The sequence below is a fragment of the Haloechinothrix sp. LS1_15 genome (assembly GCF_033042135.1).
Classification (GTDB): Bacteria; Actinomycetota; Actinomycetes; order Mycobacteriales; family Pseudonocardiaceae; genus Haloechinothrix.
This window is the reverse complement of record NZ_WBXM01000006.1, coordinates 155,006-173,419: the sequence shown is the minus strand read 5'-3', so window position 1 is coordinate 173,419 and position 18,414 is coordinate 155,006. Positions and strand designations below refer to the sequence as shown.

The window sequence follows — 18,414 nt, the reverse complement described above, 5'->3', positions numbered from 1 at the left end:
TGCACGGTGTGCGCCCGCGGTGTATCGTCCGGTCCGGTGACGCGTCACCCGAGGATGCCGGTACCGCGTCGCGTGCGAGGATGAACCGTGTACCCACCCCGAGCTGAGGCCGTCATCGACCTGTCCGCGATCAGCCACAATGTCGCCGTGCTGGCCGGGAAGGCGAGGCAGTCGGGTGCTGGCACGATGGCGGTGGTCAAGGCCGACGGCTACGGTCACGGTGCGGTGCCGGTGGCGAGGGCGGCGTTGCGGGGCGGTGCGAACTGGCTGGGAGCCTGCTCGGTGGCCGAGGCGCTCGCGCTGCGCGAGTCGGGGATCACCGCTCCGGTGCTGACCTGGCTGGATACTGTGGATACCGATTTCGCGCCCGCGCTGCGCGCCGGGATCGACGTGACGGTCAGCTCGCAACCCGAACTCGCCAGGGTGATCGACGCCGCTGGCCGTACCGGCCTCCGGCCACGGGTGCACCTGAAGGTCGACACCGGGCTGTGCCGTAACGGCTGCGCCGCAGCTGAGTGGCCCGCGTTGGTCAAGGCGGCCGCCGCAGGCGAGATCGACGTGGTGGCGATGTGGTCCCACTTCGCGTGTGCCGATGAGCCAGGGGATCCGTCCATTGACGTGCAAGCCGCCCGCTTCGATGAGGCTTACCGGTCGGCACGGCAGGCGGGTTTGCATCCGCTACGTCACCTGGCGAACTCGGCGGCCACGTTGACCCGCCCGGAGTATCATTTCGAGCTGGTGCGGCCGGGGATCGCGATCTACGGGTTGAATCCTGTGCCTACGGCGGATGATCTGCGCCCGGCCATGACGTTCCGTTCGAGCGTGGTGCTCGTGAAACGGCTGGTGGCGGGTGAGTCGGTATCGTATGGGCACACCTGGACCGCGCCGAGGGAGACGACCGTCGCGCTGGTTCCCGTGGGCTACGGTGACGGGGTGCCCCGCAGCCTGTCGGGGAGGTTCAGTGTGTGGCTCGGTGGCAGACGCCGCCCGGTGGTCGGCAGGGTGTGCATGGATCAGATCGTGGTCGACTGCGGGGACTGGGAGCCGCCGCTCGGCGCCGAGGTGGTGTTGTTCGGCACGGGGAGTTCGGGTGAACCGACCGCTCGCGAGTGGGCGGATACGCTCGGCACGATCGACTACGAGATCGTCACCGGGATGTACCGGCCGCGGGTTCGCAGAAGGTACGTAGGTACCGAAGGCGATCCGCGCGAGTAGTGGCTGCGGTGATTCCGACGCGGGCCTGCGAGATGCGAGGAAGCGTTTCCGCGGGCGAGCGGCCGTTCGCGCGGTGAGCAGAGAGAGGGTGTGACAGCAGTGGATCGACGCCTGCTCGGGTTGATCGGGGGAGTCGGTGCGGTTGCCACGGGAGCGGCTGCCACGGCGCTCGCGGTGGGCAGGCGCGGCGCCCGGGAGGACCCTTATGCGCACGAGCCCCTCGGCGACCTGGCCCCGGATCGCACCAGCACGGTGGCCGCGGACGACGGCACACCGTTGTACGTGGCGGAGGTCGACCCCGCTGACGGTGGGACTCCCGAGATCACCGTGATCGGGGTGCACGGTTTCGCGTTGTCCGCGCGGAGCTGGCATTTCCAACGGCGCGACCTCGCCGCGTTGACAATGCCTCGGGTGCGCCAGGTGTACTACGACCACCGCAGCCACGGTAGGTCGGGGCGGGCGGATCCGGATGCGGCGACGATCGAGCAGCTGGCCGCCGATCTGCACGCGGTGATCCGTGCGATGGCTCCGGAGGGACCGGTCGTGCTGCTCGGGCACTCGATGGGCGGTATGACCGTCATGGAGCTCGCGCAGCAGGCTCCGGAGCTGTTCGAATCCGTGGCGCGGAATGGGAACGGGCCGGGCCGGGTGCGCGGTGTGGCGCTGATCGCGACCGCGGCAGGCGAGGTGGCCTCCGCCGGGGTTCCGCGTTCGCTGCTGTCGCGGTACAACCCGCTGACGCGCGGGGTGGGTGGTCTCGCGGGCTGGCAGCCGGGGCTGGTGGAGTTCGTGCGCGCCGCAGGCGGCCAGCTGACCAGGCAGGCGGTGCGGAGGCTCGCCTTCGGCAGCGGGGACATCAGCCCCAGCCTGGTGGATTTCATGCTCGAGCTGCTGCAGGGCACACGGGTTCGGGATCTGGTGTCGTTCATCGACACCTTCGGCGATCATCACCGCTATCCCGCGCTCGCCACGTTCTCGAGCACCCACGTTTCGGTGATCTGCGGTGACGCGGACATGTTGACCCCGTTCGAGCACAGCGAGCGCATCGCGGAGGAGATCGGTGCGGCCGAGCTGGTCCGGGTGCACGGTGCGGGCCACATGGTGCATCTGGAGCGCCCGCAGGATGTCAACAGCAACCTGATCGACTTGCTGCAGCAGTGCGCCTTGGTTGAGCTGGAGCGCCGTAGCGTCATCGCGTCGTTCCGGGAGCGTGTGATGAGGTGGTTCACGAGATGATCGAGCTGCCAACGCCCGACGACACGGTCGCCCTCGGCCAGCGGCTGGGTCAGACGCTCCGTGCCGGTGATCTCGTGTTGCTGTCCGGGCAGCTCGGTGCGGGTAAGACCGTGCTGGCCAAGGGGATAGCCGGTGGGCTCGGGGTGTCGGGACGGGTGAGCTCACCGACGTTCGTGCTCGCCAGGGTGCATCCGGCTGGCGAACGGGGGGTGCCGCTGGTGCATGTGGACGCTTACCGGTTGGGTGGTGACCTGGCGCAGCTCGATGACCTCGACTTGGATACGGAGCTCGCCGACGCGGCCGTGGTGGTGGAGTGGGGTGAGGGTGTCGCGGAGATGCTCGCCGAGGATTACCTGCTGGTGCGGCTTGAGCGGCGGGACGACGAGATGCGACTGGCCGAGCTGGTGCCGCACGGTGCCTGGCACGGGCGGGATCTGCCGGTCGGCGATGTACCGCCGAAAGGTGACATTTATTCACGTTTCGGCTAGCATCTGCTGGCCATGAACACCACCGGCCACTCGCGACAGGTGCGTGGCCGTGCCGCGGTAGCCGTAAGCATGCTGCTGGGGTTGCTGGCCACCCTCGCCCTGCCGCAGGCAGCCGCAGTGGCCGGACAGCCGGTACACCCACACGGCGCCACCGAAATCGCCACGCCGTTGCGAGTGGACGGCGAACGCATCCGCGACGCCGAGGGTCGGGACGTCGTCCTGCGCGGTATCAGTGTGATCAATAAGCGGGACCCCTTCTACCCCGATGTGGACGCGTCGGACTTCCGCAGGATCCGAGACCTCGGCCTCAACCACATCCGGTTGGGCATCTCCTGGGAAGGGATCATGCCGGAGGAGGGCGAGGTCGACCCGGGGTACCTGCGTGAGATCCGCCGGATCGTGCGCGATGCCGGGCGGGGCGGACTGCTGGTCATCTTGGACATGCACCAGGATCTCTACGGCGGGCCGCGCGGGAACGGCGCCCCTGACTGGGCGTACCGCCCCTCGGGATGCCCCCACATCGAGCTTGCCGAACCCACCGGCGCATGGGCGGCCAACTACGCTTCTCCCGAGGTCAACTGCGCGTTCACGCGCTTCTGGCTGTCGAGCACCTTGCAGGGGTACTACACGGATGCGTGGATGGCGATGGCCGAAGCGGTGGGTGGCGAGCCGAACGTGATCGGCTACGACCTGATGAACGAGCCTTGGCAGGGCTACATACCGCCGGTGCTGTTCGAGAGCCGTTACCTTTACCCTAGTCAGGCGCGCTGGCTGGAGGCCATCAGGGAGGCAGACCCCAACGGGATCGGGTTCGTGGAGCCGAACGTGCTCAAGTCCGTGACTATGGCCTCTCCGCCGCCTGCGGGGATGCTGCCGGACAACAGCGTGTACAGCCCGCACCTGTACGGGCCGTGGGACTTCACAAGCGAGATCGAGATCCTGCAGGAAACGCGGCGGCTCGCTGATGTGAACTTCGCCGCGAGTCGCAAGGAGGCCGCGTCCGCGGGGGTGCCACTGTGGCTGGGCGAGTGGGGAGTCTTTACCACCGCGACCGGGGCGGCCGACTACGTCACACACGTCTACGACATGGTCGACGACGCGCTCGCTGGCACCGCGATCTGGGAGTACGGGGACTCGGCCTACAGCCCGTTCGACACCGAGACCTGGGAACCATCCCCCCTGTACGACCCGGTGTTGCGTGCCTACCCGGAGGCGGTGCCCGGCACGCTGCGCGACATCGACTACGACGCCGAGCGGCGGACCCTGGACCTCGCGTGGTCCGGCGGCGAGGGAGGTGTGGCGCTGCTACGCGCCCCAGCCGAGCGCTATCCCGAGGGCGTCGCGGTGTCGGGAACCGACCAGTGGCGGTGGGACCCCCGCCGAGGCCTGGTCATGGCCGAGGTCCCGGCAGGCGACGGCACCCTCGCCGTCACCCCGGTCGGCCCGTGACCGGCGGGGGCCGGTGGCCGCGGTTAGCCCGCGAAACGCGTCCCTGGGACCACGGTTAGCCCGCGAAACGCGGGCTCTGGCGCGTCATGCACCGCCGCGAGGCGGCCTGCGCAGACGCGGGTCGGCGGCGGGCAGGCGGGTAACTGGGCGCGCGGTCGTGGTCTACCGGTCGCCTACATGTCACCGGACTCCCGGCAGGCGGTTGTGATAGGTGGCGCGGGCCTGCGGGTCCGCGTGCAAGAACGCGGTGTCCAGCCGGGTGAACCGCTCGAGCAGCTGCTGCGCACCGGGCGGGAGCAGGCTCGCGACGGCGAGCAGCGCGCCGAGCCGGGTGGGCACCGTGAGCTTCGGCTTGCGTGTCGTGGCCGCGTGTACCACGGCTTCGGCGACGTCGGTGGGATCCACGGTGGTGAACCCCTCCAGCCATGGGGGCAGTTCCGCACCCGCGGAGAGTTCGGTTCGTACTACCCCGGGAAGGACGGCCGCGACATGAACCCCGGTGTTGCGTAGCTCCCGGTACGCCGCTTCGCTCAACCCGACGACTGCGTGCTTGCTCGCGCAGTACGTGACCAGGCCTGGAATGCCCGCTACCCCGGCTAGCGAAGCGATGTTGATGACCATCCCGCCTCCGCGCGACACGAACCGGGACGCGGCCAGCCGGGTGCCGTCCAGGACACCGCGGAGATTGATGTCGAGCATCTGCCCGGTCGTAGAGTCGGTCTCGTCGAGAAACCCGCCGGTTGGCATGATCCCGGCGTTGTTCACCAGCACGTCGAGTGGCCCCAGCTCGTGTTCGGCGGTGTCGAGGAACGTGACGAAGGACGAGCGGTCCGTCACGTCCAGTGGAAGACCGACCACCGCGGGACCGGGTGTGCTGGCCATCTCCGCGACGGCCTTGTCGGCGAGCTCGGCGTCGATGTCGCCGATCGCGACCCGTGCCCCGCCCGCGCGGAACGCTTCGGCGGTGGCACGGCCGATCCCGCGCGCCCCGCCGGTGACGGCGACGACAGCGCCGGGTAGGGCGGGGTTGATGCGCCGGGAGCGCCGGAAGCGGCGGGGTCGCTGTGACGGTGAGATGTGCACGGTGCGCCTCCTTGTTCGCTGAGGGGTTCTCCGAGGGTCGATGCGTGGATTGGTTATGCGTGGTTGTGGTTGGCAGCAGCATGCCTGGTGGGGGTTGTGTCGCGCTTGGGTCTCGTGGCTGAGCTCGCCACCAGATACTGTGCGGATGACACAATAAGTGTTGGTGATCGTCGGGATGCTCCGGCGTTCCTCCGGGAGGAAGTGTGCTGTCGAACGAAAGTGATCAGTGTCAGGCGGCACGAGCCTGGGTCCGCGAGTACGCCACGGCCATGCTGTGTGAGGAGAGCGTGGACGAGCTCGTCGTCCGCTGGAATGGCCAGCTCATCGAGGAGCTACCAGAACTCGGATCCGATCCGGGAGTGCGTCGTGATCTCGACGCGAGCACTCGGGACGCGGTGCGCATGTTCCTAGACATGCTGTCGAAGGACGCGCACGAGCTCCTCGAGGTGCCCGTGGGCGCGGTCGGCCTGGCCAGGACGCTGGCACAACGCCAGTACGACGTGGGCTTGCTGCTGCGGTTGTACCGCACGGGACAGCGGGTGTTCTGGGTGGAGGTGATGCGCATCGTACGCGCCGAGATCACCGACGCCGAACTGCAGATGGCGGTGCTCGAGCTGCTGTGGGAGCGGGTGAGCCGGTTGCTCGAGCAACACATCGACGCACTCGTCACGGTGCATACCGAGGAGACTGAGCGCAGGTTGCGAGGGTCGGTCGCGCGCAGGCTCGAGACAGTTCACGCCATCCTGCGCGGCGAGGCGCTGGAAATCGACACTGCGTGTAAGCGGCTGGGGCACAACCTGCACCGGCACCAGACCGGTCTGGTGCTGTGGGCCACGGACGCCGTCACCGACGCCGATCCCAGTTCCCGGCTGGAGGGTCTTGCCTGCGAGCTGGCTACCGCGGTGGGCACGGTTAGCCCGCTAAACGTGCAAGCCGGCTCCCGGGTGGTCTGGTCGTGGCTGGCTAGTGGGTCGGAGCCCGAGCTAGCCAGGATCGCGGCGGTAGTCGAGCGGCGAGGGCCGGGTTTGCGGGCGGCGGTGGGTATCCCGGCACCGGGGTTGGCCGGGTTTCGGGACAGCCACCGGCAGGCGATCCGTGCCCAGACCGTCGCGGTGCGCAGCGCGCGCGATGAGCTGGTCACCTGGTACCGGGAGGTCGAGCTGGCCAGTTGCCTTCCGCCGGACAGTGAGGCCGTGCGTGCGCTGGTCGCGAGGCAGCTCGGCGGGTTGGCGCGCCGGGATGCGACTGCAGCCAGGCTGCGTGAGACGGTGCGCGCCTATCTCGGTGCTGGGGCGAACGCGCGGGCGGCGGCCGATGCGCTTGGGGTGCACAAGAACACCGTGCTCTACCGACTTCGCCAGGTCGAGCCGGTACTCGGTGAACGGCCCGAGCGCCGCGGGCTCCCGCTCGAGCTGGCACTACTGGTGCACGAGACCTACGGCGACGCCGCGCTACCCGCTGACGTGGATGGCCGTGGCCGGTGACGGCAGCGCTGTGTTGCGGGTTGGTGGCACCGCAGGGGCACGGTTAGCCCGCTAACCGTGCCCCGGGCGTCGGCAACCGGCCAGGTGGGGGTCGCTGCTCGCGGGGTGGGGCGTGGCCCTACCGATGTTGGTCCCGGAGGGCCGTCTTGGTGACTTTGCCGAGCTCGTTGCGTGGCAGCGCGTCGACGAAGTGCACAACGCGGGGGCGCTTGTGCGGCGCGAGCGTGCCTGAGACGTGGTCGATCAGCTCCTCGGCCGCGGGGGGTGTGTCGCGGGGAACCACCCAGGCCACGATCCGTTCGCCGAGATCGGTGTCCTGCTGGCCGGTCACGGCGGCTTCGGCGACGGCGGGGTGCTCCAGCAACGCGTTCTCGATCTCGCAGGCACCGATCTTGTAACCACCGCTGGAGATCAGGTCCGTCGCCTTGCGCCCGACGATGCGGACGAACCCGTCGCCGTCGACGGTGGCCATGTCGCCGGTGCGGAACCAGTCCCCGTCGAACGACTCGGCGGTGGCTTCCGGACGGTTGAGGTAGCCGGTGAACAGGTTCGGGCCACGTACCTGGATCTCACCGATGCTCGTCCCGTCCAGCGTGGTGATCGGCGCTCCCTCGTCGTCCACGATGCGCAGGTCCACCCCGTCGAGTGGGACACCAACGGTCCCGGGGCGATGCGGGCCGTCGACTCGGAGGCTGGTGTTCATCAACGTCTCGGTCATGCCGTACCGCTCGATCACACGTTGCCCGGTGAGGCGGGTGATCCGGTCGTGCTCGCGCACGGGTAGCGCGGCCGAACCCGACACCAGCAGGCGGGCGGTGCGCAGCGCATCGGCCACCGTGGTGTCGGTTTCGGCGCTGTCTGCGAGCCTGCGGTACATGGTTGGCACCCCGAACAGCATCGTGGGACGGCTACCGGACCAGGCGCGCAGCGCCGTGGCGGTGGCTTCGGGGGAGAACCGGCCAAGGTGGCAGGCGGTGCCGCCCCTGCGGAGCGGGCCGAGTACCCCGAGCACCAGCCCGTGGACGTGGAACAGCGGGAGGCCGTGCACCACCACGTCCTCGCCGCTCCACCGCCACGCACTCGCGAGCGCATCCAGGGTGGCGGCGAGGGCGCCGCGGGAGAGCACCGCGCCTTTCGGTGGCCCCGTGGTGCCGGAGGTGTACACCACCAGTGCGGCGGCGCTGGTCGACGGTTCGGGGAGGTCGGCGGCGAGGGTGCGCGTATCCTGCGGCGCGGAGACCTCGATCCGGCTCAGGCCGGTCAGGGCGTCCGGTAGCGCGGTATCCGGTGCGCACAGCACGCCGGTTGGGGTGCTGTCGCCGAGGATGTGTGCCAGCTCGGCGGGCCCGCTCGCCGGGTTGACCGGCACCGCTGGGACACCGGCGTGCAGCGCCGCGATCACCGCGACGGCGGTTTCGATGCGGGGCTCGGCGTGCACCGCCACCGGTCCGCGGGTCGCGCTGAGCGAACCCGCCACGGCACGGGCGGTGGTGGCCAGTTCGGAGTAGTTGAGACCGCGGTCGCCGAAACGTACCGCCTCGGCTGTGTCGGGGTCGGCCAGGCGTGGAAACAGCATGTGATCAAGCCTCCTCGGTGGGACCGGTGCTGGCAACATGCCAGGTGGCCGTACGCTTGGTCAGTGTGTTGGTTCTCGCGATCGATACCTCGACGCCCGCGGTGACGGCGGGGGTCGCCACCCTGGATACCGGTGTGACCGTGCTCGCGACCCGGGTGGTCGTCGACGCGCGGGCGCATGCTGAGCTCGTCACCCCGCACGTCACCGAGTCGGTGGGTGCCGCCGGTGTCTCGTTGCGCGACATCGAGGCCGTGGTGTGCGGCGCCGGGCCGGGCCCGTACACGGGGTTGCGTGCGGGGGTGGTGACCGCGGCCGCGCTGTCGCACAGCCTCGACGTACCCGCCTACCCGGTGTGCAGCCTTGATGTGATGGCCGCCGAGGTGGAGCCTGGTGACCCGTTCCTGGTCGTCAGCGACGCGCGCAGGCGTGAGGTGTACTGGGCGCGGTACAGCGGAGGCGGTGAGCGTGACACGGCCCCTCGCGTCGATCCGCCTGCTGAGGTTCCGGTGGCCGTTCCGGGGATGCGCGCGGCAGGCGATGGTGCCCGGATGTACGAGTCGGCACTCGGCGGTACCGGGGTGCGCGTGGTCGAGCCGCGCTACCCGGGGGTGCGCGGGCTGGTGACCACCGCCGCGCCGGAGCTGGCCGAGGGGCGATCCCCCGCGCCGCTGGCGCCGGTGTACCTGCGCAGGCCGCATGCGGTTCAGCCGGGGGAGCGGAAGCGGGTGAGTCCATGACGGCGACGGGTGATCAGGCAGGGGCGGATCCGGTGCTTGCGCCGCTGCGGCGGGCCGACGTCGCCCGCTGTGTGGAGATCGAGCGGTTGCTCTTCCCCGAGGATTCGCCGTGGGACGCGCGGGCGTTCCGCGCGGAACTGAGTTCCGGTGCGTACTACCTGGGTGCCTACGACGGGGATGGCGTGCTGCTCGGCTACGGTGGCCTTGGTCTGGCACGGCGACGGGGTACCTATGAGGGGCAGGTCCACACCATCGGTGTGGCTCCGGATGCGCAGCGCCGTGGTGTGGGCCGTGCGCTGCTCGAGCGGTTGCTCGGGCATGCCGACGAGGTCGATGCTCCGGTCTACCTCGAGGTGCGTACCGACAATCACGCGGCGATCTCGCTGTACACGACTATGGGTTTCTGCACGATCGGGGTGCGGGAGCGGTACTACCAGCCATCCGGGGCCGACGCGTACGCGATGTGCCGTCCCGCGGCCAGCGCCGTGTCCGGGCGGCACTGCGCGGGTGAGCACGGCGCGGGTGAGCACGATGAGGTGAGGCGTTGATGTCGCGCATCGTGATGGGTATCGAAACGTCCTGCGATGAGACCGGCGTCGGTGTGGTCGTGTTGGAGCCGGGACACCCGCCGCGGCTGCTTGCCGATGCGGTCGCGTCCAGTGTGGAGGAACACGCGCGGTTCGGCGGTGTCGTCCCGGAGGTCGCCAGCAGGGCGCACGTGGCGGCGCTCGAGCCCATGGTGCGCCGTGCCTGCGACGGCGCGGGTGTCACGTTGCGGGATATCGACGCGATCGCGGTGACGGCCGGTCCGGGGTTGGCTGGCTCGTTGCTGGTGGGGGTGGCGGCCGCGAAGGCGTACGCCGCCGCGCTCGACATCCCGCTGTACGGGGTGAACCATCTCGCGGGCCACGTGGCGGTGGACTCGCTCGAGCACGGCGCGCTACCGCGGCCCTGCCTGAGCCTGCTGGTTTCCGGCGGCCACACCCAGCTTCTCCGGGTGGACGACGTCGCCTCGACGATCACCGAACTGGGATCCACAGTGGACGATGCCGCCGGCGAGGCTTACGACAAGGTGGCCAGGGTGCTGGGCCTGCCCTACCCGGGAGGTCCGCCCATCGACAAGGCCGCCGCCGACGGTGATCCGGAAGCGATCGCGTTCCCGCGCGGGATGACGGGCCCCAAGGATGCGGCGTTCGATTTCTCCTTCTCCGGGCTGAAGACGGCCGTGGCACGGTGGGTCGAGGCGGCCGAGCGCCGCGGCGAGGAGATCCCGATCGCCGATGTCTGCGCTTCGTTCCAGGAGGCGGTCGTCGATGTGCTCACCGCCAAGGCGGTGGCCGCCGCGCGGGATACCAGCATCGACACGCTGGTGATCTCGGGTGGTGTCGCGGCGAACGGGAGGCTGTCGGCGCTCGCGCGGCAGCGGTGCGAGGCCGCGGGGGTGACGCTGCGCATCCCGCGACCGAAGCTGTGCACGGATAACGGTGCGATGATCGCCGCGCTCGGCGCGCACGTGCTTGGCGCGGGGGTGAAACCTTCGGCTCCCGATTTCTCGGCGAACCCGGCACTTCCGGTGGATATGATCACGGTCTGACGGTTCCGGGACCGGCGGCACGGTCGGCGGTCCGGCAGGCGATCCGGTCGTGCCCGGGAGGGACGGGAGGGGTAATGGAGTTCCATATCGAGCTGTTCGACGGCGCCGAGGAGCTGGACTGGGCGGGACCGTGGGAGGTGCTGGCGGCGTGGGCGGCGTTGTGGCCCGATGACGGGGCCACGGTGCGCACGGTGGCCCGTACGACCGAGCCGGTGGTGTGCGGGAAAGGGCTCCGGGTGCTGCCGGACGTCTCGTGGCAGCAGGCTGGTACTCCGGATGTGCTGGTCTATCCCGGCGGCAGGGGGGCGCGGCGGGAGCTGGCGGAGCCGGACACGCTGCGGCGGATGCGTGAGCTCGCGGGCAGCGGGGTGCTGATGACCAGCGTGTGCACCGGATCGCTGGTGTTGGCCGCCGCGGGGTTGCTCGACGGCAGGCAGGCCACGACGCACCGGTCGGCGCTGGAACGGTTGCCCACGCTCGGCAGGAGGATCGAGGTCGCAGCCGACGACCGGTTCGTGGACGCCGGATCGGTGATCACCGCGGCCGGGGTGTCGGCTGGTATCGACATGGCGCTGCACCTCATCGCCCGGCTGCACAGCCGCGGACGAGCGCGTGAGGTGCGGGACTACATCCAGTACCACCCCGACCCGCCGGTGTAGCCGGGCCCGCGAGGGTGAGCGCTGCGTTACCGCGCTGTTGGGTTGCTGGGTTACTGCCTGCCCGCGGTGAACCAGCCCCTGATCCATCCGGGTTCGCCGTCGTGGTCGATGCGGTACCAACCATTCCAGCTGCCGGTGACGGTCACGCCTGCTCGGATGCGTAACCGGTCGCGCGGGCTGCCGGTATCGGGGTAGCGTTGCCCGTGTACGGCGGTACCGCCGTACACGGCGAGGCGTTCGATCCGGGTACGTGCCCGGAAGGCAGGTGTGGGGTCGCTGACGCCGGCGCTGACCCACCCGTACTTCACCGATCGGGGGGTGGACACGTTTGGGCATCCGCCGTGTTCCCTGCCTCGGTCGGCCGCGGTGGTGCTCCGGTTGGATTCGCTGGTGCACGGCCACTGCACTCGGTACCAGGATCCGGATTCGTCGACGCTGAACGCGGTCAGCAGGGTCCCGCCCGGTAGCGTTCCGATGATCTCGCCGCCGGGGGAGCGCCGCACGTTCACGCTCGCGTACCCGGGCTCGATACGCAGCCCGGACACGGTGGAGCCGCTGGGTAGGGTCCCGGAATGGGAGATCCAGCCTGCGTGGTCGCCGTGGCGTACGCGGTACTGACCCTGGCGGCTGTCGAAGACCGTCAGCACGGTGTCGCGCGGGATGGTGCCGAGCAGTTCGTCGCCGTTGCGTCGGCTCGTCTCGTAGAGGCCGACCCCATTGGGCTCGGTCACCCGGACGTCGAACGGGCGTGCCGGTTCCAGGGGGATGGGGGTCAGGCCGGGGTAGCGGCCGGGGATGTGTTCGCCCGCGTGCACCCAGTCGCCGATGGCCACCTCGGGTATCGCGAGGTCCGTTGCCCGGCCGGTGCTGGTGTCGATCCGGGTGATGCCGAAGTGTACGTGCGGGCCGCTCATCTCGGCGTTGCCCGTGCGGCCCACGTAGCCGAGCACGGTGCCACCGTCGTAGCTCTCGGAGACCAGGTCGCCCGGCGCCACCTGCGGCTCGTCGAGCAGGTGCGCGTAGCGGGTCTGGTAGGTGTAGCCGTCGAGCCCGCCGTGGTCGATCCGCACGTACCACCCGTTGGTCTCGCTCCATCCGGTGGCCGCGACCCTGCCGGATCGGGCGGGTTGGACCGGGGTGAAGTGTGGCGCGGCGATATCGGCCGAACCATGGTGGTGGGCGCCGGTGGCGTAGACGTCGGTGGCGGCGATCCAGCCGGTTACCGGCCACACGAACTCCTGCCTGTTCCCGCTTTCGGGGGAAGAGTGACTGGTGGGTAGGGCCCGCTCGGTCGCCGGAGCTTGGGGCGGAGGTAACAGTGCGATCGATGCGATGACGGTGATGATGAGGGCCAGGGTCGTGCCTGCGACTCGGAGTCCGTTACGGTGCGTTCGCCATTCCATCGATGGAGGTGCCAGCTCCCCTGCGTAGTGTAATCCGTCTGGGTGAGTATCTGTTGCGCTGCGTGGCGCATTCAACGTCTGGCGCGAACGGTTACCGTTTCGGAAGCTGAGGTATACCGGGTGGGAGCGTCGCCGCCGGGCTCGGTGCGGCGGTGCGACAGGCGCTCACCAGGCGCTCATTCGGGCGCGAGCAGTACCCAGAGCCTGCCAGGGCCGAGCGCGATAGGGACGCCGTTCTCGGTGGTCAACCGTGTCGGTTCCGCGGCGCCGGAGCGCTGCCACGTGGCCGGGAACGCCCGCCCGTCACGGAGTACGGTCGCCTCGCCCTCGCCGACAGTTCGGGCGAACGGGGACAGGCGTCCCGAGGCGTCGGTGATGCCGAGGCCGGTCTCGGTCGGTACGCGGAGCACGACGACGGTCCCGGCGTCCAGCTGCCCTGTCTCCTCGGAGGTGAACGGTTCGCCGCTGCGCTCGACGAGCCACCGTTCCCGCTCGTCCGACCAGGTGAACTCGTAGCTGTCCCTGGTGAAGGGGACCTGGTAGTCGGTCACGGGCGCGCCACCGCGCGGGGCGGGTCCGGTCGGGAACGGGCGACGGGTCTCGGGGGTCTCCGGGAGCCGATCAGGGTGGACGTAGAGGTTGCGCGGGCCGGGTTGATCGGTGTCCCTGTGGAAGGCCTCCGGCCGGTTCTCCGGCGTGAACGATCGCGGGAGGGTCGCGGCGACCAGTGGCAGGAGTTCGGGAGCGGCCCCGGAGTGGGCGAGCACGGGCTGCCGGAACTGCCCGAGTAGTTCGAGGTCGGTCTGCCGGGCGCTGCTGATCGGGCCGAGCAGTGGGGGCCGGTCGTTCCAGTGCACGGCAAGCAGCAGGCTCAGCCCGCCCTCGACCGGCTGGACGAGGATGGCACCAGCCGAGCCGAGCCCGATGTGGGGCGCCCCCCTGTCGCTGGCGTCGATCTTGGTGACCACCGCGGGCGGGAACGGTTCCGGCTCGGGTGCGGGTTCGGGCGCGTGCTCGCTGGCGGGTGGCGGCGGTTCGCGGTCCGCCGACGGGTCGTCGCCGCCGTCATCGGAGCCGAGGAGCAACACGCCCGCGACGAACACGCCGACGACGGCGACGGCGCCGAATACAGCGATCAGGGTCTCGAGCGGGCGTGGTGGCATACGCCGTCAACGCTAGGCACACGCACGCTCGTGTGCGACCGTACCGGGCCCCGGTTGCACGTCTAGCACTCACATGGGTAGAGTGCTAAATCGACGGCGCCAAGCACGCCCCGGCAACCCGCGACGACGGGGTGGTAGGAGTCGTACCCCTGCGAGATGACGGGCAAGTGCGCGCCAACCTCGCTTCCCGGATGGGTGGTCGTCGAACGGCCGCTCGGGATGGTGAGCCAGCCCGCACGCGCCCGGCCATCGAGCATGTAAGCACCGAAAACCTGCCAACGCTTTCTTTCGACCCGTGGAGGTCAAACCGGTGAGCGTGAACATCAAACCGCTCGAGGACAGGATCGTTGTCCAGGCGAGCGAGGCCGAGGAGACGACGGCCTCCGGCCTCGTCATTCCGGACACAGCCAAGGAGAAGCCCCAGGAGGGCAAGGTCCTGGCCGTAGGCCCGGGCCGGATCGACGAGAAGGGCAACCGCATCCCCCTGGACATCAAGGAGGGTGACGTTGTCATTCACTCGAAGTACGGCGGTACCGAGGTCAAGTACAACGGTGAGGAGTACTTGATCCTGTCCGCGCGCGACGTGCTGGCCATCGTCAACTGACCAGCGCCAGGCGACAACCGATACGCGCAGGCGCCCCGGACCCCCACACCAGAACCCGGGGGCCGGGGCGCCTGTTGTCGTCGTGGCTTCAGCACATGCTCGGCACGTTTTCGCGTGTGGCAAGCCCGACGCACCAAACAAGTCACCGAGAGGTAAGCAGGCAACGATTATGCCTAAGCAGATCAACTTTGACGACGAGGCGCGTAAGGCCCTCGAGCGTGGCGTCAACAAACTCGCCGACGCGGTCAAGGTGACGCTCGGCCCGCGCGGTCGGCACGTGGTGCTGGACCGCAAGTTCGGCGGTCCGACGGTCACGCTGGACGGCGTGACGGTCGCGCGGGACATCGAGCTCGAGGACCCGTTCGAGGACCTCGGAGCTCAGCTGGCCAAGAGCGTCGCGACTCAGACCAACGATGTGGCCGGTGACGGCACCACCACCGCGACCGTGCTGGCGCAAGCGCTGGTCAAGCACGGCCTGCGGAACGTGGCCGCCGGAGCGAGCCCGGCCGCGCTCGGGGTCGGCATCGAGGCGGCCGCCGAGAAGGTCGTGGAGACCCTGAAGGAGCACGCCACGCCGGTCAAGGGCCGGGAGAGCATCACGCAGGTCGGTACCGTCACCTCGCGTGATCCCGACATCGGAGCCCTGCTCGGCGAGGCTGTCGAGAAGGTCGGTGAGGATGGCGTGATCACCGTGGAGGAGCACTCCACGATGGGAACCGAGCTGTCCATCACCGAGGGCGTGCAGTTCGACAAGGGCTACGTATCCGCCCAGTTCGCCACGAACCCCGAGGAGCAGCGTGCCGTCCTCGAGGACGCCTACGTGCTGCTGTGCACCGAGAAGATCTCGGCGCTGAACGACCTGCTCCCGCTGCTGGAGAAGGTCATCGAGGCGAAGAAGCCGTTGCTGATCATCGCCGAGGACGTCGAGGGCGAGGCCCTGTCGACCCTGGTGGTCAACTCGCTGCGGAAGACGCTGAGTGCGGTGGCGGTCAAGGCACCGTTCTTCGGCGACCGCCGCAAGGCCTTCCTGCAGGATCTCGCCGTGGTCACCGGTGGCGAGCTGATCTCGAGCGAGCTCGGCCGCAAGCTGTCCGAGACCGGCATCGAATCGCTCGGCACCGTCCGTCGTGCGGTGATCACCAAGGACGAGACGACGCTGGTCGACGGCGGTGGCAGCTCGGAGGACCTGCAGGCGCGTATCGCCCAGATCCGCAAGGAGATCGAGACCACCGACTCCGACTGGGACAGGGAGAAGCTGCAGGAGCGGCTGGCCAAGCTCGGCGGCGGGGTCGCTGTGATCAAGGTCGGCGCGGCCACCGAGACCGAGCTCAACGAGCGCAAGCACCGTATCGAGGACGCGGTCGCGTCCACCAAGGCAGCGGTCGAGGAGGGCATCCTGCCCGGCGGTGGCTCCTCGCTGGTGCACGCCGCAGCGTCACTGAAGGACAACCTCGGCTACACCGGCGACGAGGCCACGGGCGTGTCGATCGTGCGCGAGGCGCTGTCGGCGCCGCTGTTCTGGATCAGCCACAACGCGGGCCACGAGGCCGCGGTCGTGGTGTCCAAGGTGGCAGAGGAGAGCTGGGGCCGCGGCTTCGACGCCGCGTCCGGTGAGATCGTCGATCTCGCCGCGGCCGGCATCGTCGACCCGGTCAAGGTCACCCGCTCGGCGGTGTCCAACGCGACGTCGATCGCCAAGTCCGTGCTGACAACGGAGGGTTCCGTTGTGGAGAAGCCGGAGGAGGACGAGGAGGACGGCGGGCACTCCCACTAGGGGTAGCCTGCGCCGTATCGCCCGCTCGGCGACGAGCACACAAGGGGCGGTCGGCTCCCGGATGGTACCGGGAGCCGACCGCCCCTTCGCACATCGACGTCAGCATCGAGCGAGCAGGATGGTTGGTGACAGCCCTATCCGTTGGCGAGGGCGAGCGACTCCTGTCTCGCCTTGCGCGATCTGATGATGCTCTCCCGCTCTGCTTCGGAGAGCCCGCCCCAGACCCCGTAGGGCTCCTGCGCGGCGAGCGCGTGCGAGCGGCACATCTGGAGCACGGGACAGCCCTGGCAGATGGCCTTCGCTATCGCTTCGCGCCGTGCCCGCGCGGGTCCACGCTCGCCGTCGGGATGGAAGAAGAACGCGCTGTCCATCCCCCTGCATGAACCTTCGAGTTGCCAGTCCCACACGTCCGCGTTGGGGCCGGGGAGCCTCCGCGTGTCTGCCATGGTCGCCGCCTTACGAGTGGAGTCGGATGTTGTCGTTCATGCGGTTGTGCGCTCGGCCGTGCGGCGAGCGCCTGCGTGAAGCGCGTGTGCCGTCCTTGTCTCTCTCGTGCTGCTCCATTTGGTGCAGTGGCCGTAACGTTAGAACCGCGCCAAGAGTTGTTCAAGGGACCAAGGTCAATTCGGGCGGCTAAGATCCCCCAGGCGTGTGAGGAACGGCCTATGATGCGAAGGGTTCCGGTTGCCCGGTGCATCGCACGCCGGAATATTGATGGGAGTGCCGCCAGGGATGCCCGCTGAGTACGCGGATGGCCACGAGCCTGCCGCGCATCACCGCGCGTCGGAGGCGGGTCGGCGGCGCACGCAGCCGGATTCGGAGGAGCCGACGCTGCCGGTGGCGGCCGTGGCGCGCAGGCTCGGCGTGGCACCGGCGACGCTGCGGACTTGGGATCGGCGGTACGGGCTGGGGCCGAGTGGCCATACCGGAGGTAAGCACCGGCGGTACTCGCCCGGCGACATCGCCAGGCTCGAGGCTATGCAGCGTGCGCTGCTCAGTGGCGCCTCGACCGCGGAGGCAGCCAGGTACGCGCTGGAGGCCGGTGACGCGGCACGGCCACCGCACGAGCCAGGCGAGTCAGCCGAGCCCGCCGCGCGAGCTCCGGCCGGGGCGGGCAAGCAGGAGCAGGCGGCAGCCGACGACGCGCGCGCCCGCGAGCGCCGTTCGCGCCACGCGCGTAGGCTGAGCGCGGCCACGCTGGCGATGGATCCCCGTGCGGTGCGTCGCCTCGTTGAGGACGCCGTGGCCGCAGACGGCCCGCTGTCCACCTTCGACGAGGTGATCGCGCCCGTACTGGCCGCGATCACCCAGGGGTGGGGCAGGCAGCGCCCCGGCATCGAGTCCGAGCACGTGCTGACCGAATGCGCGCTTGGCGCGCTGGTCCGCGCCACACCGCGGGTGGAACGGCCGAGCAACCACCACCCGGTGCTGCTGGTCGCGATGCGAGACGACCGGCGCAACCTCGCGCTGTACGCGCTCGCCGCCGGTCTGGCGCTGCGGGGGGTCGACGCGCTGGTGTTCAACGCGACGCTGCCCAGCGACGCGCTGGTGGCCGCCGCGCGTCGCTGCGCTCCGTCGGCCATCGTGCTGTGGGCGTATCACGCGAGCGCCGCCGAGCCGGTGCTGGCGCGGCGGCTGTCCAGGAGTAAGCAGCGGGGCAGGGTGTTCGTGTGGGGCTCCGGGTGGGACGTCTCGGCGTTGCCCGCCTCCGTCGAACCGCTCGGTTCGGTCACCGAGGCGGCGGATCGCATCAGCTACGTCCTTGCCGGCGTGGTGACGCCGGGGTGAGCGCACCGGCTCGACGGCACGGGTGAGGCCGGAGGGCTCGGCCTCGGGTGGCGTGGGATGCGGGGCTGCGAAGGTGGACAGGTCTTGGCATACTGTGCATGGCGCGCTACGTAGCGTGGTGCGCGGCTCTGTCCCTCACTCGTGGCTACGGATACCCGTTG

General features: G+C 69.8%; 17 protein-coding genes. 12 read left to right on the top strand and 5 right to left on the bottom strand.

The annotated features are described in order from the left end of the window. Positions 1–87 precede the first annotated feature (87 nt). The 4 genes from alr (at position 88) to F8178_RS11450 (ending at position 4,388) form a co-directional block, all read left to right on the top strand. Entirely contained in the window at positions 88–1,215 is a 1,128-nt protein-coding gene (alr, locus tag F8178_RS11465; RefSeq protein WP_317494737.1) for an alanine racemase, read from the top strand. 90 nt (positions 1,216–1,305) lie between these two features. Next, entirely contained in the window at positions 1,306–2,451 is a 1,146-nt protein-coding gene (locus F8178_RS11460) for an alpha/beta hydrolase (RefSeq protein ID WP_317494736.1), read from the top strand. Then, positions 2,448–2,939 (top strand): tRNA (adenosine(37)-N6)-threonylcarbamoyltransferase complex ATPase subunit type 1 TsaE, encoded by a 492-nt coding sequence (gene tsaE / locus F8178_RS11455; RefSeq protein WP_317494735.1) that lies wholly within the window; start codon positions 2,448–2,450, stop codon positions 2,937–2,939. Before F8178_RS11460 ends, tsaE begins: the two co-directional genes overlap by 4 nt. Positions 2,940–2,951: 12 nt before the next feature. Further along, the gene (locus F8178_RS11450) at positions 2,952–4,388 is read left to right on the top strand and encodes a cellulase family glycosylhydrolase (protein ID WP_317494734.1); all 1,437 of its coding nucleotides are present in this window, start codon (positions 2,952–2,954) and stop codon (positions 4,386–4,388) included. 180 nt (positions 4,389–4,568) lie between these two features. Here F8178_RS11450 and F8178_RS11445 read toward each other — a convergent pair whose 3' ends face one another. Further along, a complete protein-coding gene (locus tag F8178_RS11445) occupies positions 4,569–5,471 on the bottom strand; it encodes an SDR family oxidoreductase (protein ID WP_317494733.1) in 903 nt (300 codons plus the stop codon). 203 nt (positions 5,472–5,674) lie between these two features. Here F8178_RS11445 and F8178_RS11440 point away from each other — a divergent pair, with 203 nt between their 5' ends. Continuing rightward, positions 5,675–6,955, top strand: a complete 1,281-nt coding sequence (locus F8178_RS11440) for a helix-turn-helix domain-containing protein (protein ID WP_317494732.1) — start codon at positions 5,675–5,677, stop codon at positions 6,953–6,955. 118 nt (positions 6,956–7,073) lie between these two features. On the opposite strand, the gene F8178_RS11435 is transcribed toward F8178_RS11440, so the two are convergent. Further along, entirely contained in the window at positions 7,074–8,531 is a 1,458-nt protein-coding gene (locus F8178_RS11435; protein WP_317494731.1) for an acyl-CoA synthetase, read from the bottom strand. 65 nt (positions 8,532–8,596) lie between these two features. Here F8178_RS11435 and tsaB point away from each other — a divergent pair, with 65 nt between their 5' ends. The 4 genes from tsaB to F8178_RS11415 all read left to right on the top strand — a co-directional run bounded on the left by tsaB (position 8,597) and on the right by F8178_RS11415 (position 11,521). Further along, complete coding sequence (tsaB, locus tag F8178_RS11430) at positions 8,597–9,268, top strand: tRNA (adenosine(37)-N6)-threonylcarbamoyltransferase complex dimerization subunit type 1 TsaB (RefSeq protein ID WP_317494730.1); 672 nt, start codon at positions 8,597–8,599, stop codon at positions 9,266–9,268. Continuing rightward, a complete protein-coding gene (gene rimI, locus F8178_RS11425) occupies positions 9,265–9,816 on the top strand; it encodes a ribosomal protein S18-alanine N-acetyltransferase (protein WP_317494729.1) in 552 nt (183 codons plus the stop codon). The genes tsaB and rimI overlap by 4 nt, the downstream gene beginning before the upstream one ends. After that, on the top strand, positions 9,816–10,862 hold the full coding sequence (gene tsaD / locus F8178_RS11420; protein WP_317494728.1) for a tRNA (adenosine(37)-N6)-threonylcarbamoyltransferase complex transferase subunit TsaD: 1,047 nt from the start codon (positions 9,816–9,818) through the stop codon (positions 10,860–10,862). Before rimI ends, tsaD begins: the two co-directional genes overlap by 1 nt. 74 nt (positions 10,863–10,936) lie before the next feature. Then, positions 10,937–11,521, top strand: coding sequence for a DJ-1/PfpI family protein (locus F8178_RS11415; RefSeq protein ID WP_317494727.1), 585 nt, complete (start codon positions 10,937–10,939; stop codon positions 11,519–11,521). 50 nt (positions 11,522–11,571) lie between these two features. On the opposite strand, the gene F8178_RS11410 is transcribed toward F8178_RS11415, so the two are convergent. Both F8178_RS11410 and F8178_RS11405 read right to left on the bottom strand, forming a co-directional pair. Beyond that, the gene (locus tag F8178_RS11410) at positions 11,572–12,753 is read right to left on the bottom strand and encodes a M23 family metallopeptidase (RefSeq protein WP_317494726.1); all 1,182 of its coding nucleotides are present in this window, start codon (positions 12,751–12,753) and stop codon (positions 11,572–11,574) included. Between the two features lie 347 nt (positions 12,754–13,100). Then, positions 13,101–14,087 carry a DUF3048 domain-containing protein gene (locus F8178_RS11405; protein WP_317494725.1) on the bottom strand — a complete coding sequence of 329 codons (987 nt, stop codon included), beginning with the start codon at positions 14,085–14,087 and terminating at the stop codon, positions 13,101–13,103. Between the two features lie 310 nt (positions 14,088–14,397). Between F8178_RS11405 and groES the strand changes: the two genes are divergently transcribed. Next, positions 14,398–14,691, top strand: coding sequence for a co-chaperone GroES (groES, locus tag F8178_RS11400; protein WP_317494724.1), 294 nt, complete (start codon positions 14,398–14,400; stop codon positions 14,689–14,691). 169 nt (positions 14,692–14,860) lie between these two features. Next, the gene (gene groL, locus F8178_RS11395) at positions 14,861–16,465 is read left to right on the top strand and encodes a chaperonin GroEL (protein WP_317494723.1); all 1,605 of its coding nucleotides are present in this window, start codon (positions 14,861–14,863) and stop codon (positions 16,463–16,465) included. A 134-nt stretch (positions 16,466–16,599) separates the two neighbouring features. Here groL and F8178_RS11390 read toward each other — a convergent pair whose 3' ends face one another. After that, positions 16,600–16,911, bottom strand: coding sequence for a WhiB family transcriptional regulator (locus tag F8178_RS11390; protein ID WP_317494722.1), 312 nt, complete (start codon positions 16,909–16,911; stop codon positions 16,600–16,602). A 286-nt stretch (positions 16,912–17,197) separates the two neighbouring features. On the opposite strand from F8178_RS11390, the gene F8178_RS11385 reads away from it, so the two are divergent. Further along, the gene (locus tag F8178_RS11385) at positions 17,198–18,253 is read left to right on the top strand and encodes a MerR family transcriptional regulator (RefSeq protein WP_317494721.1); all 1,056 of its coding nucleotides are present in this window, start codon (positions 17,198–17,200) and stop codon (positions 18,251–18,253) included. The last annotated feature ends 161 nt before the right edge of the window (positions 18,254–18,414 follow it).